This window comes from Curtobacterium sp. AC273 (assembly GCF_979253735.1).
Genome location: NZ_CEEDDU010000013.1, coordinates 157,770 through 180,470, shown reverse-complemented (window position 1 = coordinate 180,470; position 22,701 = coordinate 157,770). Strand labels below are relative to the sequence as shown.

Below are 22,701 nucleotides of genomic sequence, written 5' to 3'. Positions count from 1 at the left end.
TACTTCGTTCCGTTCAGAACCAGGTGTTTAACCGTTTTCGCATTTATCGTGAAACGCTTTCGCGTTTTCGTGCGCCGCTTCCTTCCCAGATCGTCCGCTGCAGCGACCGGTCGACGGTACCGCTGACACCCCGCGGTCGGACGAGGTGCTCGTGCTTCGGGGCCTGCACCGTCTCGAGCGAGGCGAGGGCCGTCCGTGCGGCCTCGGCCGCGCGTGGAAGTCCGGCGCGTCGGCGACCGCGCGGAGCAGGTAGGGCGGGACGACGAAGTGGAGACGGCCGGTCGGTGACATGGCGGCCATGCAGCCACCGGGCACCGACAGCCCGGCCCGGAACTCAGTCGCGCGTACGGTTCTCGACCAGGCCGAGCGCGTACGACTCCCACCACTGCCCCGCGGCCGGTCCACCGTTGCAGGTGCCGTCGCTCAGGCCGGGGGTCTTCACCCAGAGCAGGGCGTCCAGGCGGGTGGACCCCGGGTGACGTGGGGTGCCTGGCCGAGCCCGGCGCCGTCGAGGTTGCACCGCACGTCCCGCGCCCTGGCCGTTCCGTGAGACGTCGATGACGAAGTGCGGGTCGCCGCCGATGGCGTCCGCGAGTTCGTCGGCGGCCAGGCGCGCTCCTGGTCGACGCGGTAGAAGTTCGACACGTTCGTGAAGAAGCCCTGCGTCCGGTCGACGCCGGCCTCGCGCAGCCACTTCGCCATCGTGGCGGTCGGCACCCGGTTCTCGTTGCCGCCGTCCAGGTAGACCGTGAGGCCGTGGCCGCTGAGCTCGCCGACGGCCTTGCGGATGAGCAGCAGACGGTCCTCCTCGAGCCGCTTGCACACCTGGATCTGGGCGATGGCGTCGGGTTCGACGGAAACACGACCACCACCCGACCCCTGCATCGCCCGAGCCGCCTCGCGGACCCGGCAGGTAGTCCTTCGCCTCGGTGCCGCCCTTCGAGTAGCTGCCGCAGTCGCGGTCGGGCACGTTGTAGAGGACGAAGACCGGCGTGCGGTGCTGCCGTTCGGCGCTCCGGACGACGTCGCGGATCGTCTCGCGCGTCTCGCTGACCGAGTGTTCGTCAGCCACGTGGCCGATCGGCTGGTCGGCGATCACGGCGATCTTCTCGGCGGTCGCGTCCTGTCCGTCGGCGCGGGCCTCGGCTTCGCGCTTGCCCGGCTGGTTCTCGTCAGGCGGCTGCGTGGCGAGGCCGCCCGGGAAGGCATCGGCCGCGGACTTCCGTTCGGCGACCTGCCGTCCGTCCGGTCCGGTGCTGCCGGGGAGGACGAGGACGAGCGTCGTCACCGAGCGCGGCGACGACGACTGCGCCGACCACGAGCCAGAGCCCGCGGCGTCGGCCGGAGCTGCGGCGTGCACGGGTTCCCTCGAGACTCGGCATGCGCCCATGCTCGCAGGTGGACCGCGGCGCGCCAGACCCGCGGCGCGTCCGAGATCCGCGGCGCGCCCAGGCCCGCGGCGTGTGCCGACCGGTGGCGTGTGCCGACCCGCGGCGCCGGTCCCGTCGGCCGTTCGACCGGCTCGCCGGGCGTTCCCAAGGCTGGTGGTGGTTCCTGCCAGGACCGTGCCGCAGACTGGCGGGATGTTCCGGGCTCCTCCTCCTCGCCCTGACCGCGGCGTACGCCTGGGTGATCTGGCGGATGACCCTGACGCCGCAGGTGTTCGCGGCGCAGAACTCCCTCGTGCTCCACGCCCTCGCCTGGGTGCAGCAGCTGCCGCACGGCCACCTGGTTCACCTACGAGCGCACCGAGTTCCTGGCGAACATCGCGATGTTCGTCCCCGTCGGCATGCTCGCGGCGCTCTGGCTGCCGCGGCGCTGGTGGTTCCTCGGTGCCGTCGTCGGCGTCAGCCTCTCCGCCGGCATCGAGGTCGCGCAGGCGGTCTACCTGCCGTACCGCGTTGCGGACCCGCGCGACGTCCTGTCGAACGGCCTCGGCGGGATGCTGGGCGCGACCCTCGTCGGACTCGTCCGAAGCCTGCTGCAACTCCGCGCCGCCGTCGGCTGCGCGCCGGACCACGCCTGACTCTGGTAGTCTTCTCCGGTTGCCGTCGAACGGCCTACGCGGACAAAGAGCGCTCACGCATCAGGTGTGGGCACCGCGCAACGGACAGGAAGGGGATCTACCTATGGCACTTGACGCGAAGGTCAAGCAGGAGATCATCGAAGAGTACGCGACCCACCCGGGCGACACCGGATCCCCCGAGGTCCAGGTCGCCGTTCTGACGCGTCGTATCAACGACCTGAACGAGCACCTCAAGAACAAGCACGATACCACTCGCGTCGTGGTCTGCGCTCATGGTCGGTCAGCGTCGCCGTCTCCTCGGTTACCTCTCCGACGTCGACATCGCTCGCTACCGTGCGCTCATCGAGCGCCTCGGCCTGCGTCGCTAGTCGACCGAAGCACGCTTGACGAACGCCCCGGTCCTCCTCGTGAGGACCGGGCGTTCTGTTGTCAGGAGCGCGTTCCCCGAAGAGATGGCGGCTCCCGCTCGGTTGACTACGATGTTCATGCAAACGCATCGAAAGTCGAAGTCACCATGACCACCATCGCCGTCGTCTCCGCCGGGCTCTCGGGCAGCTCCACCCGCCTGCTCGCCGACCGCCTGGCCGAGTCCACCGTCGCGGCGCTCGCCGCTCCGGATGCGACGGGCATGCCCGGAGGCGCGGCGAAGGTCCTGCACGTCGACCTGCGTCCGCTGGCCCACGAGATCACCGACGCCATGCTCACCGGGTTCGCCGCGCCGGCCCTGTCCGCCGCGATGGCGACCGTCATCGAGGCCGACGCGGTCGTGTTCGTCACACCGATCTTCACCGCCGGCGTGAGCGGGCTCGCGAAGTCCTTCCTCGACGTGCTCGACAAGGACGCCCTCGCCGACATGCCCGTCCTGCTCGGTGCCACCGGCGGGACCGCCCGGCACTCGCTCGCGATCGACCACGCGCTGCGACCGATCTTCGCGTACCTCGCCGCGATCGTCCCGACAGGGGTCTTCGCCGCGACCGACGACTGGGGGAGCGAGGCCGATTCCGCCGCTCTGGACGGTCGCATCCGTCGGGTAGGGGTCGATCTGGCCTGGGCGATCCGCGCCTCCCGTCCGGACCCGCAGGAAGCCGACGCGCTCCCCGAGACCGTGGACTTCGCGTCCCTGCTCGGCGGGCTCGGTCATGACGCGGACCCCGTGACGCGCGGGGTCTCACGGGCCGGGCGCGTCCACTCCGACGTCCTGCGTGGCCGCGTGCAGCTCCGCTTCGACCATGGCCTCGACGACCCCCACCGAACGTCATCGTCGGACGCCAGCCGAGCTCGCTGCGGATCCGTCCCGCGTCACCGGTGATCGTGCGGACATCGGTCGGGCGTCGACGCGCCTCGTCCGTCCTGATTCGGCTCTCGGGGTCGTCGACGCCGGCAGCTCGCAGTGCCTCGGCGGCGAACGCGCCGACACTGTACGCGACACCCGTGGCGACGACGTAGTCGCGGGAGGACCGTGATTCGACGACCAGCCGGATGGCCTCGGCGACGTCGGGAGCCCAGCTGATCTCGTTCGATGGCCGGGTCCGCCAGGGTGAGGTACGCGGTCCGGCCGTGCACGATGTCGGCGACCTGCGCGGTGATCGTCGGGAGACGAACCGACGGGGACGTCGCGGGGACTCGTGGTTGAAGAGGATCAGGGACGACGCACGGGCCCGGCTGCACGGTGCGCTCCGACGAGGTGGTGCCCGCGCCTTCGCCGCGCCGTAGGGGTTGGTCGGGGCGATCGGGGTCGACTCGTCGACGCTCGCGCTCGGCGGAGACCCGAAGACCTCGAACTCGACGCCTGGACGACATGGCAGTCGTGACCGGTTTCGCCGAGCGTGGCGGCGGCGGCGAGCGCGGCGGCGGGGACGACGGCATCGAGGACCGCGGTCTCCTGAGGGTCCTGCCGACCGCGCGACGAACTCTGGGCGGCGAGGTTGACGATGCTGTAGGCCCGGGTGTCGGCGATGAGCCGCGCGAGGCCCGCCGTGTCCCGGAGGTCGAGGCACCGGAAGTCGACCGCGGCTCCGACGCCCGCCGATTGTTCGCGACACCGATGACGTGGTGTCCGTGCGCGACGAGTACTTCGGCCAGGTAGCTGCCGGTCTGCCCGGTGACCCCGGTGACGAGGACGCGCATGGTCACGCGGCCGCGGCAGTCGACCGGTGGTGGGACGAGGTCGGCGCCATGACGCGCTCACGCTGCAGGTCGGCGTCCACCATGGACGTGACCAGCTGGCGGAAGGACACCCGCGGCTGCCATCCGAGACGCTCTCGTGCCTTCGAGGCATCGCCGATCAGCAGGTCGACCTCGGCAGGGCGCATGGACCGCGGGTCCTGGATCCAGTAGCGCTCCCAGTCGTCGATGCCCACGTGGTGGAAGGCGACGTCGAGGAACTCACGCACTTCGTGGGTCTCGCCCGTGGCGATGACGTAGTCGTCCGGTTCGTCCTGCTGCAGCATCCGCCACATGGCCTCGACGTAGTCGCCGGCGAACCCCCGGTCGCGCTTGGCGTCGAGGTTGCCGAGCACGAGCTTGCTGCTGCGTGCGGGGCGATCCGCGCGACGGCCGCAGATCTTGCGCGTGACGAACTCCGGGCCGCGCAGCGGCGACTCGTGGTTGAACAGCATGCCGCTGGTTGCGGTGACGTGCATGCCGTACGACTCGCGGTAGTTGATCGTCATGTGGTGTCCGAAGGCCTTGGCGACGCCGTAGGGCGACGCGGCCAGAGGCGTGGTCTCCGACTGCGGGACCTCTTGTACCCGGCCGAACATCTCGGAGCTCGAGGCCTGGTAGAACCGCGGTCGTGTCCCGCCGAGTCCGAGTACTGCCGGACGGCCTCGAGCTGTTGAGCACGCCCATCCCCGTCACCTGACTGGTGAGGTGCGCGTTCTCCCAGGAGTAGGCGACGAACGAGATCGCTCCGAGGTTGTAGACCTCGTCCGGGGCCCTTGCCGGCATTGAGCACGCGGAGGAGGCTCGACGGGTCGAGCAGGTCTCCCGTGACGATCTGCACGCCGGGAGCCCAGTCCTGGTTGAGTTCGATCTTCGGGTTGTTCTGCCCACGGACCAGCCCGTAGACCTCGCGCTTGTCGGACAGGAGGCGGGAGAGGTAGAGCCGTCCTGGCCGGTGATTCCGGTGATGAGTGCGCGCTGCTGCATGATGCTCCGATCGGGTGAGATCATCTTAGCATCCGACATATCGGGCGACAAGGCTCAGTACCAGTGCGGGTTGACGCCCATCTCGTGGCCCCATGCTGCGCAGGGCGATCCGTAGGCACTCTTGATGTACGCGAGGCCCCAGTTGATCTGCGTCGCCGCGTTCGTCCGCCAGTCGGGTCCGGCCGCGGCCATCTTGTCCGGCAGCGACTGCGGGATGCCGTAGGCGCCGCTCGAAGGCGTTCAGCGCGTTCGCCCGCCAGCCGGACTCCTGCGTCCAGAGGGACCCGCAGGCACCCCGGCTGGTCGGGGCCCCAGCCGTACGAGGCGAGGCGCTCCCGGGCGTAGGCCTGTGCGCCCGCCGGGTCGACGACGACCCCGCCGGTGCTCGGGTACGACGTGCCGGAGCCCCCACTCCGAGGCGGTGCCTCCCGTGGGTGCAGCCGGTGTTCGCCGCGGCGCGGGCCGCCGCCTCGCGCTTCCGCTGCTGCTCGGCCTTCTGCGCGGCGACCTTCTGCCCCAGTGCGTACCGCTCCTCGGTCTGCGCCGTGGTGTCCTTGAGCGACGCGAGCTGCGCCGTACAGCTCGTCACTGTGCTCACGTGTCGTCGACGGCCGCGTTCGCCGCGGCCTCGGCGTCCTTCGGCGGTCGCTGATACCGGCGGCGTCCGCCAGGTCGGCACGCTCGTGCTCGGCCCTTCGCCTGCGCGTGCAGTGACGACGCGGTCTTCGCCGCGACGGACGCGTCGTCCATCACGCCCGCCCAGGTCGGCGACAGCTGGTCCAGGCACTTGAGCTGGTAGAGGAGCTCGCGCGGGTCCTTCGCGGTCGCGATCCGCGTGGTCATCTGGTTCGAGCTGCCGTCGCGGTACAGGTTCGCCGCCAGCTGGCCGGCGCGCTGCTGCGCGCGGTCCGCGGTCTTGGTCGCCCGATCGGCCTGGGCCTGGGCTCGTGGCGGCCCTGGGTGGCCGCCGTCAGGTCCGCCTCGGCGTCGTCCGCCTTCGCGGAGGCGTCCAGCACCGTCTGCGACTTCGCCGCGGCGGCCTGGGCCGCCTGGGCGCGGCCTGCGCGGGCGACCTCGGCGTCCTTGGTCTGCTCGTTCCCCTTCGCATGCACGTCCTGCCAGCTCGGGTACTCCGTCGCGGTCGCCGGTGCGCAGTGACGACCGGAGCGACGAGCGCGCCGACGACCACGGCGGCCGCGACGAACAAGCCCCGGGAGGGGTGAGGCGCATGGCGGCAGGCTACCGAGGGGACACGCCCGTTCGCCCTGAGCTCGCCGCCGTTTCCTGCGGACGGGTAAAGTCCATCACGTCCGGGACCGTTTCCCCGGGCGTTGCGACAAACACTGCGCAGGCCGGGCACGGAGCTGGTCATCGGTGGTGGCTCGCGGGCCGGACGGTTCCGAGTGCTTCTACTGCTGGCCAGACATGCGTCCCGTCCCTTCGGCGCGCACGCACCCAGCGGGTGCCGTGGCCCCAGCCTGCCGAACACCTCAAGGAGGCACCCTTTTGGAGGGTCGAGATCCGTTCGCCGAGGCCGTTCGACAGCTTGGCGGCAAGTACGGCAAGCGCACCGTCGGTTCGGGCCGGTCGGCTCGCACAGCAGGCGCAGGGCGCAGTCGCCGCGTACCTCGACGAGGACACGATGCTCCTCTCGGCCACCAGCGCCGGCAAGCACCCGCGTGAAGAGTTCGACTTCTTCCCGCTGACCGTCGACGTCGAGGAGCGCTCGTACATGCCCGGCAAAATCCCCGGTTCGTTCTTCCGCCGTGAAGGCCGTCCCAGCACCGAGGCGATCCTCGTCTGCCGTCTCATCGACCGGCCGCTGCGTCGTTCGTCGACGGCCTCCGCAGCCAGGGTCAGATCGTCATCACCGTCCGCGAGCATCGCTCCGGACGAGTTCTACGACGCGCTCGCGATCAACGCGGCGTCCGCGTCGACGCAGATCTCCGGTCTGCTGCCCCGATCGCCGGTGTGCGCCTCGCGCTCATCGGTGACCAGTGGGTCGCGTTCCCGAAGGCGTCGCAGCTCGCCGAGGCCGTGTTCGACCTCACCGTCGCCGGCCGTGTCGTCACGGACGAGGCGGGCAACGAGGACGTCGCCATCATGATGGTCGAGGCCGAGGCCGACACAGCTGGGACCTCATCCAGGGCGGCGCCACCCAAGCCCGACGAGGCCGTCGTCGCGCAGGGTCTCGAGGCGGCGAAGCCGTTCCTCAAGTCCCTCGTCGAGGCGCAGGCGAAGATGGCCGCGCAGTCGGCCAAGGAGATCAAGGACTACCCGGTCTTCCCGCCGTACGCCCCCGAGGTCTACGACGCCGTCGAGGCGATCGCCCTCTCCGATGGCGGCGATCTACAAGATCGCCGGCAAGCTCGAAGGCGTCAGGGCACCGACGACGCCCTCAAGGCCCGCGTCAAGGAGGCCATCGCCGCCAAGGTGACGGCCGGCGAGCTCCCGAGAGCGCCAGCGGCCAGGTCAGCGGCGCCTACAAGTCGGTCACGAAGAAGGTCGTCCGCGACCGCATCCTGACCGAGCAGGTCCACATGGACGGCCGCGGCCTCGCCGACATCCGTCCGCTCGACGCCGAGGTCGCCGTGATCCCGCGCGTCCACGGTTCGGCATTCCAGCGCGGTGAGACCCAGATCCTGGGCGTCACGCTGAACATGCTCAAGATGGAGCAGCAGATCGACTCGCTGTCGCCGGTCACCAAGAAGCGCTACCTGCACCACTACAACTTCCCGCCGTACTCGACGGGTGAGACCAGTCGTGTGGGGTCGCCGAAGCGTCGCGAGTCGGGCACGACTTCCTCGCCGAGCGCGCCCTCGTCGAGGTGCTGCCGTCGCGCGAGAGTTCCCCTACGCGATCCGTCAGGTGTCCGAGGCCCTCGGCTCCAACGGTTCGACGTCGATGGGTTCCGTCTGCGCCTCGACCCTGTCGCTGCTCAACACCGGTGTGCCTCAAGGCCCCGGTCGCCGGCATCGCGATGGGCCTCGTCTCCGACACCGTCGACGGTCAGACCCGCTACGCGGCGCTGACCGACATCCTCGGTGCTGAGCCTTGCTCGGCGACATGGACTTCAAGGTCGCCGGTACCTCCGACTTCGTCACGGCCATCCAGCTGGACACGAAGCTCGACGGCATCCCCTCGTCGGTGCTCGACGCCGCGCTGAAGCAGGCCAAGGAGGCCCGCTCGGCCATCCTCGGTGTGCTCAACGAGGCGATCGACGCCCCCGATGAGATGGCGGACACCGCTCCTCGTGTCATCTCGGTGCAGATCCCCGTCGACAAGATCGGCGAGCTGATCGGCCCGAAGGGCAAGACGATCAACGGCATCCAGGACAGACCGGTGCGGACATCTCGATCGAGGACGACGGCACGGTCTACATCGGCGCCGTCGACGGTCCCTCGGCCGAGGCCGCTCGTGCCCAGGTCAACGCGATCGCGAACCCGACGGAGCAGGAATCGAGGACCAGTTCCTCGGCACGGTCGTCAAGATCGCGACGTTCGGTGCGTTCGTGTCGCTGCTCGAACCCCGCGACGGGCTGCTCCACGTCTCCGAGGTCCGCAAGCTCGCCGGTGGCAAGCGTGTGGAGAACGTCGAGGACGTGCTCGGCGTCGGCCAGAAGATCCTGGTCGAGGTCACTGGGTGGACGACCGCGACAGCTCTCGCTCGCGCCGGTCGTCGCCGGCAAGAGTCGCTCCGATCCCGAGGGTGTCCGCGCCCACGCCGAGGACCCGGCCGAGGCTGATCCCTCCCGCGTCCTGACGCACGAACGGCCGTCGTCCCTTCCGGGGCGGCGGCCGTTCGTTGTGGGCGGTGTCACGCGGGTTGGCCGCGCGTGCTTTCGCGGCCAGCGACACCTCACGGGCACGGCGCCGCGTGAACTGTCGCTGCGCGCGAAAGAACGCGGCGCGGTGCCGCGTGCCGGTCAGGAGGCGGGCGTCTCCTGCGTGCCGACGAGCTGCGCGCGCCCGAGCAGGTGGTCGCGCAGCATGAAGCCGACGACCGCGGGGCCGCGTCCGCGAGGACCTCGAGTACGGGGACGTCGAGGGCGCTCAGCGTGAAGAAGTAGCGGTGCGGACCGTGCCCGGCGGGCGGCGCCTCGCCGAGGAACGATGTCGGTGCCGAACTCGTTGTGACGACGGAGGGCCTCGGCGGGGAGCAGGGCGTCGTCCGTCCCGGCGTTCTGCGGCAACGAGGTCGCGCTGCCCGGGATGTCCGTGAGACTCCAGTGCCAGAAGCCCGAACCGGTCGGCGCATCGGGGTCGTACACGGTGAGGACGTAGCTCTGGGTTCCCTCGGGCGCCGGACCACTCGAGCGCGGGGAGCGGTCCTCGCCGCCGGCGTCGGTGCCGCGTGCCCACTCGGGCAGGACACCGCCGTCGGAGAAGTCGGGGCTGGTCCAGGGTGAAGGACGGGACCTCGGGGAGGTTCCAGTTGGAGTCGTTGGACATGCGTCCAGGCAACCACCGTCGCCCCGGCGGCGACCGGGAGACGGACAGGAGAGGCGCGGTGCGGACGGGCACCGTGCCTCCAGTCGGTCAGCTGGTCGCGCTCAGGGCGACCGGTCAGGTCAGGCGGGTCCGGTCGCGCTCCCGGGGTTCCCGCTGGCGACGATCGAACCGTTGACGCCCTCCGGGAAGAAGCCGCCCTTGTCGATCAGGTTCGGCGTGAGGAACACGATGTTGAGCACGCGCTCGGCGGTACGTCCGTAGGCGAGCGCGTTCGCGTCCATCGAGGACGAGGTTGAGGGCACCCGGCCGCCGTCGTGATGCCTGGTCGTCGTCGGTCGGACCGTCGAGCGAGTCGCGGGCGTCGAAGATCTTGTTCGCCGGGACCTGAAGGCCCTTGTCGAACAGCTTCGAGCGGATGATCCCGGCGTGGTAGGCCTCGACGGCGAGGATGCCGGCGGCTGCGCTGAGGTACGTCTTGTTGGTGATGAGCGGCGCCGCGCCTTGTACGCGGTGACGCCGACGTCCTCGAAGACGTAGGCGCCGAGCAGGAACGCCTCTTCGCTGGCGAAGGGGTCGAAGGTACCCGTGGGTCCGACGACGCCGGCGGCACGTGCCGCCGCCGTGAAGCTGTTCGTAGAAGTCGATCTTCGGACGGGAGACCACCGCCCCGCCGAGCGCCGCTCGGAGGAACGCGACGTGCGCTCGTTCGTCGCTGGCGATCTCGGTGGCGATGGCGCGGATCGCCGGCGTCCTGAACGGGACCTTCCGCCCACCGACGACCGGACCACGTAGGTCGAGTCCACCGGTCATGCTTCGGAGAAGCCCGTGCCGAAGACGGCGCGGAGGTAGAACTCGGCCTCGAGGTACTCGAGGTTGAGCCTGGTGAGGATGGCGGCGTCGGACACCGCGCCGTCCTCTTCCGGGGAGGCGGAGGCGGGAGCGGCTCCGAGCACCGAGGTGCTCAGGGTGGCGACCCCGGCGGAGACACCGGCGACGCCGGCGGCTGTGAAGAAGCGTCGGCGGTCGAGCGCGTTCTCAGCGCTCCGGTCGACGGCGTGACGGATGAAGGCGTTGTCGAACACATCGTTGTCGTCCTCGAGGCGTGCTGGCAGCACGGGACCCCGCCGGCGCTGCAGGAAACGGGCCGGGCGAGCCACGACCGGCGGGATGGTCGATCGTGCGGTCACCGTACCCCCAGAACGGGGGTGTGACCAGGTGAACGCGGAAAGCGGCGATTGCGTCAGGCGGCGAGCACGCGCTCGACGCGACCCAGCGCGGCCGTCGCCGCGATGGCGTCGCCGGCGTAGGCGCCGGACATGGCGCCGTCGCGCGCCAGCATGAACTCGTCCGCGCCGTCGCCCGGCAGCGTGCCCGGCGTCCTGCAGCAGGTCGGCCAGCCGCTCCGTGTACCAGTCGCGGTGCATGGCGACGACCTCGCGCACGGGGTCGCGGGGGTCGTGGTACTCGGCGGCGGCGTTCAGGAACGCGCCCGCGGAAGTCGGGGTCGTTGACCTCGTCGGTGAGGGCGGCGACCCAGGCGCGGACGGCCTTCGACGGGCTGCCGGCGTCGGTGACGAGCTGTTCCATCCGCTGCTGCACGCGTTCGTGCTGGGTGCGGATGTAGGCGAGGATCGGGTTGTCCTTCGACCCGTAGTGCTTGTAGAACGTCGCCTTGGTGACGCTCGCCTCGGAGATGAGGCGGTCGACGCCCACGCTGTGGATGCCCTCTTCGTAGAAGAGCCGCGTGGCGGTCTCGAGGACACGGACCTTCGCGCCGCGGGCGGGGAGTCGGGGGGACGCTCGACCCGTCCGGCGACGCGAGGTTCGTGCTCGGGCCAGGGAGACGCTGGACGGTCGGTTGGGGGGAATCGACCGTCACAGCGTGGCTCTCCTTGGACTCATCGGCTCCGCGGCGGCTGAGTGGGGGAACTCGTGTGCCGCGCAGGGCCCCCGTGTCCCGAGCCACCGGATCGGAATCTAGGGAGCGTCCGGTAGCAACAACGGTAGCACCGGAGGACAGACAGACGAGTCTTTCTATCCTCACTTCATGTACCCCACTTCGAGTGACGCACCGAGCGGTGAACGGCCGGGCCCGGGAAACTGGGTGAGGAAGGCCGGGGTATCCGTAGGCTCGTCTGCGATGAACCACCCAGTGCCGTTGCCACTCGGGCCCCGGACACGTCGTTCCTGACGTCCGGGGGCGCGCTGTCCGCCGAACCGTCCTGCCCTCAGGCGTGCGGGTCCTGACCGAAGGCGATGCCCGGCACGGCCTCGACCAGTCTCGGCTTCTGGGTGGGGGTGGGGTCGCGGGACGAGCGCGAAGCTAAGTACGGGTCGACGCACTTCCTCGAACACCTGCTCTTCAAGGGCACCGCGAAGCGCTCGGCGCTCATCGCGATCTCCAGCGCTTCGACTCGGTCGGCGGCGAACGCAACGCCGCCACCGCGAAGGAGTACACCTGCACTACTCCCGCGTCCGTGACGCCGACGTCCCGATGGCGGTCGAGGTGATCGGCGACATGGTCACCGGCTCCGTGCTCGAGGCGGCGGCGTTCGACGTCGAGCGCGGCGTCATCCTCGAAGGCTCGCGATGGCGGCGGACGACCCCGCCGACGTCGCCGGCGAGGCGTTCTTCGCGGCGGCCTTCGACAGCGGGCACGCCCTCGGTCCGGCCGATTGGCACGCCGGAGAGCATCCGCGCGGTGCGCGCGACGAGGTCCTGGCGCACTACCGCGAGCACTACGCCCCGGGCGGCATCGTCGTCACCGCCGCCGGCGCGCTGGACCACGACGCCTTCTGCGCCCTGGTCGAGGCGGTGTTCCAGGGCGCGCCGACGGCCTCGCCGCTGGCCGACGCACGCCGCAGCCGGTGGCGGACAAGGCAACGCCGAAGCTCTCCGTCGTGCACCGTCCGACCGAACAGGTCAGCATGCTGCGCGGCTCGCAGGGCCTCGACCTCCGCGACGAACGCCGTCCCGTCCTGAGCGTGCTGAACGCCGTCCTCGGTGGCGGCGCCCTGGGCTCCGGCTCTTCCAAGGAGTGCGCGAGCGCCGCGGCCTCGCCTACGCGGTGAGCTCGTTCGCGCCCGCCTACCTCGACAACGGCGCCTTCGGCTTCGCCGGGTACGCCCCGGACAACGTCCCCGGGGTCATCGAGATCGTCGACGCCGAGTTCCGCCGGATGGTCGAAGACGGCATCACCAGCGACGAACTCCGGCGCGCGAAGGGGCAGATCGAGGTGCGCTCACGCTCTCGCTCGAGGACTCCGACGCCCGCATGACCCGCCTCGGCCGCTCCGAGCTCGGCACGGGCGAGTTCACCGACCTCGCGACCGCCCTCGAGCGCGTGGACCAGGTCACCACCGCCGACGTCCTCGACCTGGCGCGCGACCTGCTCACCCGCCCGACGATCACCTCGGTGGTGGGCGCCGTGCGGCAGGACGAACTGGCAGCCGCGATCAGGATCGGCGGTTGAGCACCGACATGTCGCACTACCTCTACCTCGTCCGGCACGGTGAGCACCAGGACGCGGAACACGGACTCCGCGACGGCAAGCTGTCGGAGCGCGCGGCAAGCGGCAGGCGGTCGTGGCGGACCGTCTCGGCGGGGTGCCCTTCGACGGCGTCGCCACTCCCCCGTTGGAGGCCCCGAGCGAGACGGCGTCATTCTTGGCGCAGCGGTTGCCGGCGATCCAGCCGGAGCCGTCGACCCTGCTCTTCAAGCTGCATCCCCTCCGGACCCACGCCGGACATGCCGCACGCCTACCAGGGGTGGTACCGGCGACATCACCGAAGAGGAGATCGTCGCCGGACAGGCGCAGATGGGCGACGCCGTCGCCAGTGGTTTCACGCCCGCGCGCAGGACCGGCACGACCTCATCACGCACAACGCCGTCATCGGCTGGTTCGTGCGCGAGGCGTTCCAGGCGCCGGAGTGGCGCTGGATGGGCACGAACGTCGCGCACACGGCGCTGACGATCATCCGCATCCGGTCCGCGAAGCCGGCCGGGGTGGTCGCCCTGAACGACCTGGCGCACCTGCCCGTCGAGCTCCTGCAGGGTCTGCCCGTCGGCCAGCCCGTCCAGCGTCCCGCCCCGGCGGATCGTCGCGTCGTGCCGTCCTGGAGGCGCGGATCGCCTCAGCGCACCGGCTTGCGGTACCAGGCGGTCGCGTTGGGGTTCGCGTTGAACGGCTCCACGCGCTGGTAGCCGCGGCTCAGCACATCGCCCCCGCGGCGACGGGTAGTCGTTCGTGTCGAGCACGACCGCGGTTGCCCCGAGCCGCACGGCGTCGGCTTCGAGCGCGTCCATGACCGCGGTCGCGACGCCACGTCCCGACCCGCGGGGGTGACGAAGACGTGCTTCACCTCGAAGCGGACGTCGTCGCCGTCGTCGTCGCCGTCGTCGTTTGGGATCCGCCGGAGCCCGCCGCAGCCGACCGGCAGGCCGCCGTCGTACCCGCCCACGACGAAGGTGCCGTTCGGCGGCGTGAACTCGTCCGCCGGGGTGCGCTTCCAGGCGTACGAGCCCTGCGCGCTCGGGAACGTCGCCTCGCGCTCGTCGAGGTAGGCGTCGAGCAGCTCGTCCTGGGGCGTCTGCCGGCACGGTCCTGACCTCGAGCGTCATGTGTCGATCCTAGGATGGGACGCATGGTCACTCCGTCGCCGTCGTCGGCGCCACCGGTCGTCTCGGGGGCCTCGTGGCCGCCGTCGTCGAGGAACACCCGGACTTCGAGCTCGTCGCGAGTCTGTCGTCGAAGGACAGGGGCACCTGAAAACCGGCCCGTCGGTGTTCCGCGGCGCCGCGCTCGTGGTCGACGTGACGGTCCGGCGCTCGGCCCGGCCATCGTGGACACCGCCCTCGAGAGCGGCGCGAACGTCCTGGTCGGCACGTCCGGGTGGTCGCAGGACCGCCTGGCGAAGCTCCGTGCCGGGCTCGAGCAGCGCCCCGGGCAGGGCGTGTTCGTGGTCCCGAACTTCTCGATCGGGTCGGTGCTCGGCACGCACCTGGCGACGATCGCGGCGCCGTGGTTCCCGTCGGTGGAGATCGTCGAGACGCACCACGCCCGGAAAGATCGACTCGCCCTCGGGCACCGCCGTCCGCACCGCCAGGCTCATCGCCGAGGCCCGGCGCGAGGTCGGTCCGGTCGAGGCCCACCCCAGCGCGCCCGCGGCCAGCAGGTCGCCAGCGTGCCGATCCACTCGCTCCGGCTGCCCGAGGTGAAGGCCGTGCAGGACGTCCTGCTGAGCGGACCCGGCGAGACCCTGACGATCCGGCACGACACCAACGACGACGTCGCCTACCTGGCCGGCATCCGCGCCGCGCTGTCGGCGGTCGGCTCGATGCGCGGCCTGACGGTCGGCCTCGGCAGCGTCCTCGACATCGGCTGACCCGCCGTGGGCGTCGCTCGATCGCTGCGGTCGCCGTTCTGGGGCGCCGCCCTCATGACGGTGCTGCTGGCGCTGTACATCGTGCTCGTCGGGCAGCGGGCCGTCGCGTTCATCGCGACCGGGTTGCCGATCGGCATCGGCATCGGCGTCGCGCTCTTCGTCGTCGCGGCGATCGGCGCACTGCTGCTCGTGCTCGAGTTCCGGTTCGGCATCCGCATCACCCGCCTCGGGGCACGGCTCGAACGCGAGGGCGCCCCGGCCGACGTGGTGCCGGGAATGCGACCCTCGGGGCGGCCGGAGCGCGAGGCCGCCGACGAGCTGTTCCCGACCTACAAGGCCGCGGTCGAGCAGGACCCGGCGGACTGGCGAGGCTGGTACCGCCTCGGCGTCGTGTACGACGCGGCCGGTGACCAGGCGCGCCCGCGCCGCCATGCGCACGGCCCTGTCGAAGTCGAGCGCGGTGCGGAGGGCTAGAACGGCACTGGGCTAGAACGTGGCGTCGACCGCGTCCTCGGCGCGCGGGTACCGGGCATAGCCGGACTCGAGGGCTTCGTCATCTGCTGGCTCGACAGCAGCATCTCGTCGGCGGCCTCGCGCAGCACGAGCCGGAGTGCGAACCCGGGCATCCGGAACAGGTACGGCCGGTGCAGGTCCTCGGCGACGCGCTTCGTGATGCGGTCGGCCACGGCGGGCTCAGGTCCGGCGAGGTTCACCCGGCCCGCACCTCCAGGACGCGGACAGGCTCGTCGCGAGGTGCACGATCGCGCCGACCTCGTCCTCGAGCGCGATCCACGACCAGAACTGCCCACCGGTGCCGAGCCGCCCGCCGAGTCCGGTCTTCGTGAGCGGGACGAAACCGGAGCCAGGGCACCCGCCGCCCTTGCCGACGGTACGGTGCGGGCGATGACGGCGCGGACACCCTCGGGCGCCGTGTTCGCGCGGCCTCCCACACCGTGCAGACCTCGGCGCGCGCGCGCGCGCGCGCGCGCGCGCGCGCGCCGCTGCCCCCGGGCGGCGTCGTCCTGCAGGACGTCGGCCGGCCGGTCGCCGTACACGCCCGACGCCGAGCCGGACAGGAAGAGCGCAGGTGGGACCGCGCGGCGCCGCATCGCCTCGACGAGGGTCTCGGTGACGTCGACGCGCGACCGGCGGATCTCCTGCTTGTAGGACTCGGTCCAGAGGCTGCCGATGTTCGCGCCGGCGAGGTTCACCACCACGTCGGCGCCGTCGAGGATGGCCGGATCGAGCGGCCGGAAGCCCGGGGACCAGCGGAACTCGCTCGCCGTGCGCGGTTCGCGCCGGACGGGCGCGTCGTCACCTGGTGTCCCGCGTCGCGCAGGGCGCGGACGAGCGGGGTGCCGATGAAGCCGGACGCGCCGGCGACGAGGATCGAGAGCAGCTGTTCCGCCGTGTCTGCCATGGCTGCAACGCTACTCACGTCGACGTAGTCTTCTGTGTGTGACCGACAGCGAGACCGTGCAGCCCGACCCCACCGTCCCGACGCCGTACGAAGAGACTCTGCTCCGCCCGGGTCCTCGACGAAGGGGCTCCGAAGGGCGACCGCACCGGGACCGGCACGCGGAGCATCTTCGGCACTTAGCTCCGCTACGACCTGTCGAGAAGGGCTTCCCGCTCGTCACGACCAAGCGCGTGCACTTCAAGTCCGTGGCCGTATGAGCTGCCTCTGGTTCCTCCGCGGTGACGGCAACGCCCGCTGGCTGCAGGAGCACGGCGTCCGCATCTGGAACGAGTGGGCGGGCGAGGACGGCGACCTCGGTCCGGTGTACGGCGTGCAGTGGCGCTCGTGGCCGACGCCGTCGAGGAGCACGTCGACCAGATCGCGCACCGGGTCATCGAGCAGATCACGTCGAACCCGGACTCCCGCCCGCCTGATCGTCTCGGCGTGGAACGTCGCCGACGTGCCGGACATGGCCCTGGCCCCGTGCCACGCGTTCTTCCAGTTCTACGTCAACGACGGCAAGCTGTCGTGCCAGCTGGCCACCAGCGGAGCGCGGACATGTTCCTCGGCGTGCCGTTCCAGCATCGCGTCGTACGCGTTGCTCACCCACCTGATCGCGGCGCAGGCCGGGCTCGAGGTCGGCGACTTCGTGTGGACCGGCGGCGACTGCCACGTGTACGACAACCACGTCGAGCAGGTCGAGGAGCAACTGTCCCGCACGGCCTACCCGATGCCGATGCTCGACTCGCCCCGCGCGACTCGATCGACGACTACGAGTACGAGGACTTCACGCGTCGTCGGATACCACCACCACACGGCCATCAAGGCCGCCGTCGCCGTCTGATGCCGGACGGCAGCGCGACCGAGCTGGCTGGACCGAGCCGGTCCGCGGCTTCGTCGGCATGAGTCTGGGCGCGGTCCACGAACGGCGTCATCGGCGCCGACGGCGGGATGCCGTGGCACGTGCCCGAGGACCTCGCGCACTTCCGGCAGGTCACCGGCGACGCCACGGTCGGCGATGGGGCGGCGCACGTGTAGAGTCCCTGCCCGAGCGCTTCCGCCCGCTGCCCGATCGCCGCAACGTCGTGCTCACCCGTGACGGGTCGTGGTCGGCCGAGGGCGCCGAAGTGGCGCACGACCTGGCGACCGCGCTCGACACGGACGAGCCGGTGTGGATCATCGGCGGCGGGCAGGTCTACGCGGCGGGGCTGCCCTTCGCGGACCACGTCTCCGAGACGGTCGTCGACCTCGACGTGCCCGGCGACACCGTGGCGCCGGCGTTCGGCGGCGACTGGACGCTTCGTCGACGAGGGCCCGTGGCGAACGTCGCGGAACGACGGCACACCACTACCGCTTCCTCGAGTGGCGCCGCCGCGCTTGACGCTCTCGTGCGTTCGCGCCCCGTGCGAACGTCGCGCCCCCGCACACTGGGGCGCGACGTCTGCTACGGGGAGTGCAGCGTGGCTCGGCGGCCGGCCGACCACCGGGCAAGGACACGCCTGACGGGGGCGATCCGTGCCTCCAGGACGGCCACCGTCCACACGGACGGCGGTCCCGGCGCGCATCCCCGGTACGCTGGTGCCCGTGTCCCCGCGTGAGGAATCCCTTCGGTCCAGGTCCTCGTCGCCCTCGTGACCCCGTTCACGGCCGACGGCGAGGTCGAACTGGCCCGGCGTCGAGCAGCACATCGACGACTGCATCACGGCCGGTGCCGACGGCATCGTCGTGACCGGCACGACCGGCGAGACCAGCACCCTGACCGACCCGGAGAAGCTCCGTCTGGTCGAGGTCGGCAAGTCGGTCGCCGCGGGCCGCGCGAAGATCATCACCGGCGGCGGCTCGAACGAGACCGCGCACGCGATCCACCTCTGCAAGCAGAGCGAGCGGGCCGGCGCCGACGGCGTCATGATCGTCACGCCGTACTACAACAAGCCGACGCAGTCCGGTTGTACTCACCCACTTCCGGATGATCGCGGACGCCACCGACCTGCCGGTGATCCTGTACGACATCCCCGGCCGCACCGGTATCCCGATCGCCTACGAGACGATCGTGCAGGCCTCGCACCACCCGAACATCCTCGCCGTGAAGGACGCCAAGGGCGACTCGCCGAGGTCTCGCGGGTGCTCAACAACACCGACCTCATGTACTTCTCCGGTGACGACATGAACGTGCTCCCGCACCTGTCGATCAAGGGCAACGGGCCTGATCGGCGTCACCCGCGAACATCGCGTCGACGCCGTACCGCACCATCGTCGACGCGGTGAACCGGGGTGACCTCGCCACCACCGCACTGACCGCCGAGCACAAGCGCGTCGAACCCCTCGTCCGCGCGGTGATGACGCACGTGCCCGGCACGGTCGCGGCGAAGTACATCCTGCACGGGCTCGGCCGCATCGGCAGCCCGCGCGTCCGGCTGCCGCTCGTCGGCCCGGAGAACTCCGAGGCCTACGCCATCGAGACCATCCCTCGAAGCCGTCAAGGACATCCCGAACCCGACTTCTCGAACTTCCGCCCCGACCGCAACGCAGCGGCCGGCGGTGCTCTACCAGAAGGTGCCAGGCACCACCCGCTAGCCGAACAACCGCGGCGCGCAGCACGCGCGTCGCCCGAATCCGCAGGACCGAATGCCCACACAGATCTCCGAACCCCAGCCGCTCGAAGCCGGCACCCTCCGCGTGATCCCCATCCGGGAACTCGGCGAGATCGGTCGCAACATGACCGTCTACGAGTACGAGGGCAAAGCTGCTCATCGTCGACGCCGGCGTCCTCTTCCCCGAGGAGCACCAGCCGGGCGTCGACCTGATCCTGCCCGACTTCGCGCCGATCCAGGACCGCCTCGACGACATCCTCGGGGTCGTGCTCACCCACGGTCACGAAGACCACATCGGCGCCGTCCCGTACCTGCTGACGCCGACTCCGCAGCGACCTCCCGCTGATCGGCTCCACGCTGACCCTGGCGCTCGTCGAGGCGAAGCTCAAGGAACACCGGATCAAGCCGTACACGCTCGTCGTGGCCGAGGACCAGACCGAGCAGCTCGGCCCGTTCCACCTCGAGTTCGTCGCCGTGAACCACTCCATCCCGGACGCGCTCGCCGTCGCGATCACGACCCCGCCGGTGCGTCGCACCCGCACCGGCGACTTCAAGATGGACCAGCTGCCGCTCGACGACCGCATCACCGACCTCCGTGCCTTCGCGCGGCTCGGCGAGGCCGTCGACCGACCTGTTCCTGCCGGACTCGACCAACGCCGACGTCCCGGACTACACGCGCCCCCGAGCGCGACATCGGCCCGGTGCTCGAGAACATCATCATGCGCGCCCGCAAGGAGGTCGTCGTGGCGAGCTTCTCGTCGTCACGTGCACCGCGTGCAGCAGGTCCTCGACGCCGCCGCCGCCGCGAACCGCAAGGTCGCGTTCACCGGGCACTCGATGATCCGCACCATGGCCGATCCGCCGCCGACCTCCAGGTACCTCCGGGTGCCGGAGAACGTGCTCATCGACCACGAAGAAGGCGAAGAACGTCCCCGGCGGCCAGATCGTCTACACATCGACCGGGTCCCAGGGCGAGGCCGATGAAGGCCGTGCTCGCGCGGATGGCGAACCTCGAGCACCAGATCGAGATCGGCGAGGGCGACACCGTCATCCTCGCGTCGTCACTCATCCCGGGCAACGAGAACGCCGTCTACCGCGTGATCGACGGGCTGACGAAGCTCGGCGCGAAGGTCGTGCACAAGGGCAAGCGCGAAGGTGCACGTCTCCGGGCACGCATCCGCCGGCGAGCGACTCCTCTACTGCTACAACATCCTGCGACCGCGGAACGTCCTGCCGGTGCACGGCGAGCAGCGTCACCTGTACGCGAACGCCGACCTGGCGATCCAGACGGGCGTCCCGCCGCGCAACGTGATCCTCGGGCAGGACGGCATCGTCGTCGACCTGAAGGACGGCGTCGTGAACGTCGCCGGGCAGCTCGACATCGGGTACGTCTACGTCGACGAGGTCCACCGTCGGCGAGATCACCGACGCCGACCTCAAGGACCGCCGTGTCCTGGCGGAGGAGGGCTTCATCTCCGTCTTCTGCGCCGTCGACTTCACGACCGGCCAGTGCGTCATCGGCCCGGAGATCCAGTCGCGCGGCTTCGCCGAGGACGACTCCGTCTTCGACGACGTCCGTCCGCAGATCGCCAAGGCCCTGGCCGAGCGGCCGCGAGCGGCGGGCGACGGCCACGCGTTCAGCCAGGTCGTCCGCCGCACGGTGGGCCGCTGGGTGAACACGAGCACCGCCGCCGTCCGATGATCGTCCCGGTGGTCATCGAAGGCGTAGCGACCGCGCGCCGGTCCCGCTGGGTGCGACGCGCCTGCAGACCGGCCAGGAGGCCCGGTGCACGTTCCTCACGGACGTGCACCGGGCCTCCAGTCCGTTCCGGAGCACGCGGCCGGTCTGGGCTGTCGGCACGGTTCGGCGAGTGGCTGGGTCCGCGCTGCGCGCGAGTTTCCGGCCTGTCGGCCAACCTGGTTCATCCCACAGGATGATGTTCTGTCGGTATGTCACTCAATAGTGTGCCGGTGTGACCGTCCTGCGTCGCTGGGTGTGGCCCGGCCTGAAGTTCCTCGTGTTCGCCGCCATCGCGGTGGCCCTCGTCCACCTCGCGTTCTTCGCGGCCCAGCCCGAGGGTGAGGAGACCGTCCCCACCGGGCAGATCGCCGGCCCGACCGTGACCGTCGAGAAGGGCGACGTCGTCAACGACGTCGAGGCCACCGGCACCATCCGCTCGGTCGCCTCGACCGCCGTTCGGTCGTCGGCGGAGGGGACCGTCAACAAGGTCTTCGCCGGGAACGGCGCCCACGTCGAGCAGGGTGCCCCGGTGATCGACCTGCGCGTGGGGCCCGTCCGACCGGCACCACCGACGACGGCGAACCGCTGCCGCCCACCGTGACGTTCTCGACCGTCGTCGCGCCGGCCGCCGGCACCGTGTCCGGGCTCGACCTCGTCGCGAAGCAACCCGTCGCGATCGAGAACACCGTCGCCCAGGTCGCGCCCGAGGCCTACCGCGCGAGTGCGACGCTCGACGCCGCGCAGCTGTACCGATTGACCTCCCGGCCGTCCAGGCCACGGTCACCGTGAAGGACGGCCCGGCGCCGTTCACGTGCACGAACCTGTCGCTGACGAGCGCCGCTGGCGGCTCGCAGGTGCCTCGTCCGACGCCGGTGACGGGTCCGACGGCTCCGACGGCTCCGGTGGCGGCGACGCCGCCGGCGGGACCCAGCTCGAGTGCGACGTGCCGAGCGGGGTGACCGTGTTCCCGGGCCTCGAGGTCACGGTCGCCGTGCCCGCCGGCAAGGCCGAGGGCGTGCTGACCCTGCCGACCACCGCCGTGCAGGGCACCGCGCAGAAGGGCGTCGTCACGGTGCTCGACGACGCCGGCAAGCGCTCCGAGCGGACGATCGTGCTCGGGCTCAACGACGGCGAGACCGTCGAGGTGCAGTCCGGTCTGCACGAGGGGGACACCGTCCTGCAGTTCGTGCCCGGCAAGGAGCAGGCAGAGGACGACGAGTCCGCCGACGGCGGTTCGGTGATGGTCGGATGAGCCTGGTCTCCGTCCGCGGGCTGCGCAAGTCGGTCGAGCTGCCCGACGGCTCGCCGCTCGAGATCCTCCGTGGCGTCGACCTCGAGGTCGACGCGAGCACCTCGTGTGGCCATCGTCGGCCGTTCCGGCTCCGGCAAGTCCACGCTCCTCAACGTGCTCGGTCTGCTCGACACCCCGACCGAGGGCGTCCACGAGTTCGACGGCGTGGACGTCGGTCGCGCCGGCTCGCTCCGACGTGACCGCATCCGCGGCGACGAGGTCGGGTTCGTGTTCCAGCAGTTCAACCTGCTGCAAGGGGCGCACCGCGATCGAGAACGTCGAGGTGCCGCTCCTCTACGCGACCGGTCGTGCGTTCTGGCACCGTCGGCGGCTCGCGCTCGAGATGCTCGACCGGGTCGGGCTGGCGGACCGCGGCGACACGCAGCCGCACCGGCTGTCCGGTGGCGAGCAGCAGCGCGTCGCGATCGCCCGCGCCTCGTCCGGCAGCCGCGACTGATCCTCGCCGACGAGCCGACCGGTGCCCTCGACGTCGACACCGGCCGTGCCGTGATGGAGCTCCTCGAGACCGTCGCGGCCGAGACCGGTGCGGCGCTCATGACGATCACGCACGACGCCGCGGTCGCCGCCCGCGCCGACGTGGTGCACCGG

32 protein-coding genes and 14 pseudogenes are annotated in these 22,701 nt (G+C 70.9%); 28 read left to right on the top strand and 18 right to left on the bottom strand.

Going from position 1 to position 22,701, the window contains the following annotated elements; genetic code table 11:
• Nucleotides 1-334 precede the first annotated feature (334 nt).
• From ACZ8AI_RS21000 to ACZ8AI_RS20990, 3 genes and pseudogenes are all read right to left on the bottom strand, one after another.
• Nucleotides 335-694, bottom strand: a complete 360-nt coding sequence (locus tag ACZ8AI_RS21000; RefSeq protein WP_464859732.1) for a glycoside hydrolase family 6 protein — start codon at nucleotides 692-694, stop codon at nucleotides 335-337.
• Nucleotides 673-885, bottom strand: a pseudogene (locus ACZ8AI_RS20995) (hypothetical protein); the annotation flags it as partial. The pseudogene ACZ8AI_RS20995 and the gene ACZ8AI_RS21000, both read right to left, overlap by 22 nt.
• A 46-nt stretch (nucleotides 886-931) precedes the next feature.
• A pseudogene (locus ACZ8AI_RS20990) lies at nucleotides 932-1,390 on the bottom strand (glycoside hydrolase family 6 protein); the annotation flags it as partial.
• A gap of 366 nt (nucleotides 1,391-1,756) precedes the next feature.
• On the opposite strand from ACZ8AI_RS20990, the gene ACZ8AI_RS20985 reads away from it, so the two are divergent.
• The 3 genes and pseudogenes from ACZ8AI_RS20985 to ACZ8AI_RS20975 all read left to right on the top strand — a co-directional run.
• Nucleotides 1,757-2,026, top strand: a complete 270-nt coding sequence (locus tag ACZ8AI_RS20985; RefSeq protein WP_464859731.1) for a VanZ family protein — start codon at nucleotides 1,757-1,759, stop codon at nucleotides 2,024-2,026.
• Between the two features lie 103 nt (nucleotides 2,027-2,129).
• Nucleotides 2,130-2,394: pseudogene (gene rpsO, locus ACZ8AI_RS20980) on the top strand (30S ribosomal protein S15).
• Between the two features lie 146 nt (nucleotides 2,395-2,540).
• Nucleotides 2,541-3,161, top strand: a pseudogene (locus ACZ8AI_RS20975) (CE1759 family FMN reductase); the annotation flags it as partial.
• 172 nt (nucleotides 3,162-3,333) lie between these two features.
• Here the strand turns inward: ACZ8AI_RS20975 and ACZ8AI_RS20970 are convergent.
• The 7 genes and pseudogenes from ACZ8AI_RS20970 to ACZ8AI_RS20940 form a co-directional block, all read right to left on the bottom strand.
• Nucleotides 3,334-4,153, bottom strand: a pseudogene (locus tag ACZ8AI_RS20970) (GDP-mannose 4,6-dehydratase); the annotation flags it as partial.
• A gap of 2 nt (nucleotides 4,154-4,155) precedes the next feature.
• Entirely contained in the window at nucleotides 4,156-4,788 is a 633-nt protein-coding gene (locus ACZ8AI_RS20965) for a GDP-mannose 4,6-dehydratase (protein WP_464859713.1), read from the bottom strand.
• Entirely contained in the window at nucleotides 4,695-5,030 is a 336-nt protein-coding gene (locus tag ACZ8AI_RS20960) for a hypothetical protein (RefSeq protein WP_464859734.1), read from the bottom strand. Before ACZ8AI_RS20960 ends, ACZ8AI_RS20965 begins: the two co-directional genes overlap by 94 nt.
• Nucleotides 4,922-5,176 (bottom strand): annotated as a pseudogene (locus ACZ8AI_RS20955) (hypothetical protein); the annotation flags it as partial. The gene ACZ8AI_RS20960 and the pseudogene ACZ8AI_RS20955, both read right to left, overlap by 109 nt.
• A gap of 54 nt (nucleotides 5,177-5,230) precedes the next feature.
• On the bottom strand, nucleotides 5,231-5,368 hold the full coding sequence (locus tag ACZ8AI_RS20950; RefSeq protein ID WP_464859712.1) for an aggregation-promoting factor C-terminal-like domain-containing protein: 138 nt from the start codon (nucleotides 5,366-5,368) through the stop codon (nucleotides 5,231-5,233).
• A 402-nt stretch (nucleotides 5,369-5,770) separates the two neighbouring features.
• Nucleotides 5,771-6,019, bottom strand: coding sequence for a hypothetical protein (locus ACZ8AI_RS20945; protein ID WP_464859711.1), 249 nt, complete (start codon nucleotides 6,017-6,019; stop codon nucleotides 5,771-5,773).
• Nucleotides 6,016-6,288, bottom strand: coding sequence for a hypothetical protein (locus ACZ8AI_RS20940; RefSeq protein WP_464859710.1), 273 nt, complete (start codon nucleotides 6,286-6,288; stop codon nucleotides 6,016-6,018). Before ACZ8AI_RS20940 ends, ACZ8AI_RS20945 begins: the two co-directional genes overlap by 4 nt.
• Nucleotides 6,289-6,404: 116 nt before the next feature.
• Here ACZ8AI_RS20940 and ACZ8AI_RS20935 point away from each other — a divergent pair, with 116 nt between their 5' ends.
• The 4 genes from ACZ8AI_RS20935 to ACZ8AI_RS20920 are packed head-to-tail and all read left to right on the top strand — an operon-like array spanning nucleotide 6,405 to nucleotide 8,938.
• A complete protein-coding gene (locus ACZ8AI_RS20935) occupies nucleotides 6,405-7,283 on the top strand; it encodes a hypothetical protein (protein WP_464859709.1) in 879 nt (292 codons plus the stop codon).
• The gene (locus ACZ8AI_RS20930; protein ID WP_464859708.1) at nucleotides 7,214-7,702 is read left to right on the top strand and encodes a hypothetical protein; all 489 of its coding nucleotides are present in this window, start codon (nucleotides 7,214-7,216) and stop codon (nucleotides 7,700-7,702) included. Before ACZ8AI_RS20935 ends, ACZ8AI_RS20930 begins: the two co-directional genes overlap by 70 nt.
• A gap of 14 nt (nucleotides 7,703-7,716) precedes the next feature.
• A complete protein-coding gene (locus ACZ8AI_RS20925) occupies nucleotides 7,717-8,208 on the top strand; it encodes a hypothetical protein (RefSeq protein WP_464859707.1) in 492 nt (163 codons plus the stop codon).
• Between the two features lie 34 nt (nucleotides 8,209-8,242).
• A complete protein-coding gene (locus ACZ8AI_RS20920) occupies nucleotides 8,243-8,938 on the top strand; it encodes a KH domain-containing protein (protein WP_464859706.1) in 696 nt (231 codons plus the stop codon).
• A gap of 96 nt (nucleotides 8,939-9,034) precedes the next feature.
• Here the strand turns inward: ACZ8AI_RS20920 and ACZ8AI_RS20915 are convergent, their stop codons facing one another.
• From ACZ8AI_RS20915 to ACZ8AI_RS20890, 6 genes and pseudogenes are all read right to left on the bottom strand, one after another.
• A complete protein-coding gene (locus tag ACZ8AI_RS20915) occupies nucleotides 9,035-9,433 on the bottom strand; it encodes a hypothetical protein (RefSeq protein WP_464859705.1) in 399 nt (132 codons plus the stop codon).
• Nucleotides 9,354-9,545: pseudogene (locus tag ACZ8AI_RS20910) on the bottom strand (YbhB/YbcL family Raf kinase inhibitor-like protein); the annotation flags it as partial. The pseudogene ACZ8AI_RS20910 and the gene ACZ8AI_RS20915, both read right to left, overlap by 80 nt.
• 201 nt (nucleotides 9,546-9,746) lie before the next feature.
• Nucleotides 9,747-10,184: pseudogene (locus tag ACZ8AI_RS20905) on the bottom strand (hypothetical protein); the annotation flags it as partial.
• Nucleotides 10,093-10,437 (bottom strand): annotated as a pseudogene (locus ACZ8AI_RS20900) (ferritin-like domain-containing protein); the annotation flags it as partial. The pseudogenes ACZ8AI_RS20900 and ACZ8AI_RS20905, both read right to left, overlap by 92 nt.
• Entirely contained in the window at nucleotides 10,434-10,709 is a 276-nt protein-coding gene (locus ACZ8AI_RS20895) for a hypothetical protein (RefSeq protein WP_464859704.1), read from the bottom strand. The pseudogene ACZ8AI_RS20900 and the gene ACZ8AI_RS20895, both read right to left, overlap by 4 nt.
• Nucleotides 10,663-11,340 carry a TetR/AcrR family transcriptional regulator gene (locus ACZ8AI_RS20890; protein WP_464859703.1) on the bottom strand — a complete coding sequence of 226 codons (678 nt, stop codon included), beginning with the start codon at nucleotides 11,338-11,340 and terminating at the stop codon, nucleotides 10,663-10,665. Before ACZ8AI_RS20890 ends, ACZ8AI_RS20895 begins: the two co-directional genes overlap by 47 nt.
• 543 nt (nucleotides 11,341-11,883) lie before the next feature.
• On the opposite strand from ACZ8AI_RS20890, the gene ACZ8AI_RS20885 reads away from it, so the two are divergent.
• The 9 genes and pseudogenes from ACZ8AI_RS20885 to ACZ8AI_RS20845 all read left to right on the top strand — a co-directional run bounded on the left by ACZ8AI_RS20885 (nucleotide 11,884) and on the right by ACZ8AI_RS20845 (nucleotide 15,484).
• The gene (locus tag ACZ8AI_RS20885) at nucleotides 11,884-12,108 is read left to right on the top strand and encodes an insulinase family protein (protein WP_464859702.1); all 225 of its coding nucleotides are present in this window, start codon (nucleotides 11,884-11,886) and stop codon (nucleotides 12,106-12,108) included.
• 108 nt (nucleotides 12,109-12,216) lie between these two features.
• On the top strand, nucleotides 12,217-12,609 hold the full coding sequence (locus ACZ8AI_RS20880) for an insulinase family protein (protein ID WP_464859701.1): 393 nt from the start codon (nucleotides 12,217-12,219) through the stop codon (nucleotides 12,607-12,609).
• A gap of 85 nt (nucleotides 12,610-12,694) precedes the next feature.
• Complete coding sequence (locus tag ACZ8AI_RS20875; RefSeq protein ID WP_464859700.1) at nucleotides 12,695-12,904, top strand: insulinase family protein; 210 nt, start codon at nucleotides 12,695-12,697, stop codon at nucleotides 12,902-12,904.
• Nucleotides 12,901-13,098, top strand: coding sequence for a hypothetical protein (locus tag ACZ8AI_RS20870; RefSeq protein WP_464859699.1), 198 nt, complete (start codon nucleotides 12,901-12,903; stop codon nucleotides 13,096-13,098). The genes ACZ8AI_RS20875 and ACZ8AI_RS20870 overlap by 4 nt, the downstream gene beginning before the upstream one ends.
• Nucleotides 13,099-13,106: 8 nt before the next feature.
• Nucleotides 13,107-13,703 (top strand): annotated as a pseudogene (locus ACZ8AI_RS20865) (histidine phosphatase family protein); the annotation flags it as partial.
• 275 nt (nucleotides 13,704-13,978) lie between these two features.
• Entirely contained in the window at nucleotides 13,979-14,233 is a 255-nt protein-coding gene (locus ACZ8AI_RS20860; protein ID WP_464859698.1) for a hypothetical protein, read from the top strand.
• Between the two features lie 86 nt (nucleotides 14,234-14,319).
• Nucleotides 14,320-14,394: a hypothetical protein gene (locus tag ACZ8AI_RS20855; protein ID WP_464859730.1), complete on the top strand. Its 75-nt coding sequence runs from the start codon at nucleotides 14,320-14,322 to the stop codon at nucleotides 14,392-14,394.
• 73 nt (nucleotides 14,395-14,467) lie between these two features.
• Complete coding sequence (locus tag ACZ8AI_RS20850; RefSeq protein WP_464859697.1) at nucleotides 14,468-15,010, top strand: dihydrodipicolinate reductase C-terminal domain-containing protein; 543 nt, start codon at nucleotides 14,468-14,470, stop codon at nucleotides 15,008-15,010.
• A gap of 6 nt (nucleotides 15,011-15,016) precedes the next feature.
• On the top strand, nucleotides 15,017-15,484 hold the full coding sequence (locus ACZ8AI_RS20845) for a tetratricopeptide repeat protein (protein WP_464859696.1): 468 nt from the start codon (nucleotides 15,017-15,019) through the stop codon (nucleotides 15,482-15,484).
• Here ACZ8AI_RS20845 and ACZ8AI_RS20840 read toward each other — a convergent pair.
• The gene (locus ACZ8AI_RS20840; protein ID WP_464859695.1) at nucleotides 15,481-16,221 is read right to left on the bottom strand and encodes a hypothetical protein; all 741 of its coding nucleotides are present in this window, start codon (nucleotides 16,219-16,221) and stop codon (nucleotides 15,481-15,483) included. The two genes, ACZ8AI_RS20845 and ACZ8AI_RS20840, sit on opposite strands and share 4 nt — an antisense overlap.
• Nucleotides 16,218-16,430, bottom strand: a complete 213-nt coding sequence (locus tag ACZ8AI_RS20835; protein ID WP_464859694.1) for an NAD-dependent epimerase/dehydratase family protein — start codon at nucleotides 16,428-16,430, stop codon at nucleotides 16,218-16,220. Before ACZ8AI_RS20835 ends, ACZ8AI_RS20840 begins: the two co-directional genes overlap by 4 nt.
• A gap of 38 nt (nucleotides 16,431-16,468) precedes the next feature.
• On the opposite strand from ACZ8AI_RS20835, the gene ACZ8AI_RS20830 reads away from it, so the two are divergent.
• From ACZ8AI_RS20830 to ACZ8AI_RS20775, 12 genes and pseudogenes are all read left to right on the top strand, one after another.
• Nucleotides 16,469-16,687, top strand: coding sequence for a hypothetical protein (locus ACZ8AI_RS20830; protein ID WP_464859693.1), 219 nt, complete (start codon nucleotides 16,469-16,471; stop codon nucleotides 16,685-16,687).
• The gene (thyA, locus tag ACZ8AI_RS20825) at nucleotides 16,684-17,313 is read left to right on the top strand and encodes a thymidylate synthase (protein WP_464859692.1); all 630 of its coding nucleotides are present in this window, start codon (nucleotides 16,684-16,686) and stop codon (nucleotides 17,311-17,313) included. Before ACZ8AI_RS20830 ends, thyA begins: the two co-directional genes overlap by 4 nt.
• A 58-nt stretch (nucleotides 17,314-17,371) precedes the next feature.
• A complete protein-coding gene (locus ACZ8AI_RS20820; RefSeq protein ID WP_464859691.1) occupies nucleotides 17,372-18,067 on the top strand; it encodes a dihydrofolate reductase in 696 nt (231 codons plus the stop codon).
• 3 nt (nucleotides 18,068-18,070) lie between these two features.
• A pseudogene (gene dapA, locus ACZ8AI_RS20815) lies at nucleotides 18,071-19,043 on the top strand (4-hydroxy-tetrahydrodipicolinate synthase).
• A gap of 283 nt (nucleotides 19,044-19,326) precedes the next feature.
• Nucleotides 19,327-19,440 (top strand): annotated as a pseudogene (locus tag ACZ8AI_RS20810) (MBL fold metallo-hydrolase); the annotation flags it as partial.
• Nucleotides 19,441-19,480: 40 nt separating this feature from the next.
• Nucleotides 19,481-20,044, top strand: coding sequence for a hypothetical protein (locus ACZ8AI_RS20805; protein WP_464859690.1), 564 nt, complete (start codon nucleotides 19,481-19,483; stop codon nucleotides 20,042-20,044).
• A pseudogene (locus ACZ8AI_RS20800) lies at nucleotides 20,041-20,112 on the top strand (hypothetical protein); the annotation flags it as partial. The gene ACZ8AI_RS20805 and the pseudogene ACZ8AI_RS20800, both read left to right, overlap by 4 nt.
• A gap of 103 nt (nucleotides 20,113-20,215) precedes the next feature.
• Nucleotides 20,216-20,998 carry an MBL fold metallo-hydrolase RNA specificity domain-containing protein gene (locus ACZ8AI_RS20795; protein ID WP_464859689.1) on the top strand — a complete coding sequence of 261 codons (783 nt, stop codon included), beginning with the start codon at nucleotides 20,216-20,218 and terminating at the stop codon, nucleotides 20,996-20,998.
• A gap of 35 nt (nucleotides 20,999-21,033) precedes the next feature.
• The gene (locus ACZ8AI_RS20790; RefSeq protein WP_464859688.1) at nucleotides 21,034-21,402 is read left to right on the top strand and encodes a hypothetical protein; all 369 of its coding nucleotides are present in this window, start codon (nucleotides 21,034-21,036) and stop codon (nucleotides 21,400-21,402) included.
• Nucleotides 21,399-21,590 (top strand): hypothetical protein, encoded by a 192-nt coding sequence (locus tag ACZ8AI_RS20785; RefSeq protein ID WP_464859687.1) that lies wholly within the window; start codon nucleotides 21,399-21,401, stop codon nucleotides 21,588-21,590. The genes ACZ8AI_RS20790 and ACZ8AI_RS20785 overlap by 4 nt, the downstream gene beginning before the upstream one ends.
• A 22-nt stretch (nucleotides 21,591-21,612) precedes the next feature.
• Nucleotides 21,613-22,053 carry a hypothetical protein gene (locus ACZ8AI_RS20780; protein WP_464859686.1) on the top strand — a complete coding sequence of 147 codons (441 nt, stop codon included), beginning with the start codon at nucleotides 21,613-21,615 and terminating at the stop codon, nucleotides 22,051-22,053.
• Nucleotides 22,050-22,686, top strand: a pseudogene (locus ACZ8AI_RS20775) (ABC transporter ATP-binding protein); the annotation flags it as partial. The gene ACZ8AI_RS20780 and the pseudogene ACZ8AI_RS20775, both read left to right, overlap by 4 nt.
• Nucleotides 22,687-22,701: the final 15 nt, after the last annotated feature.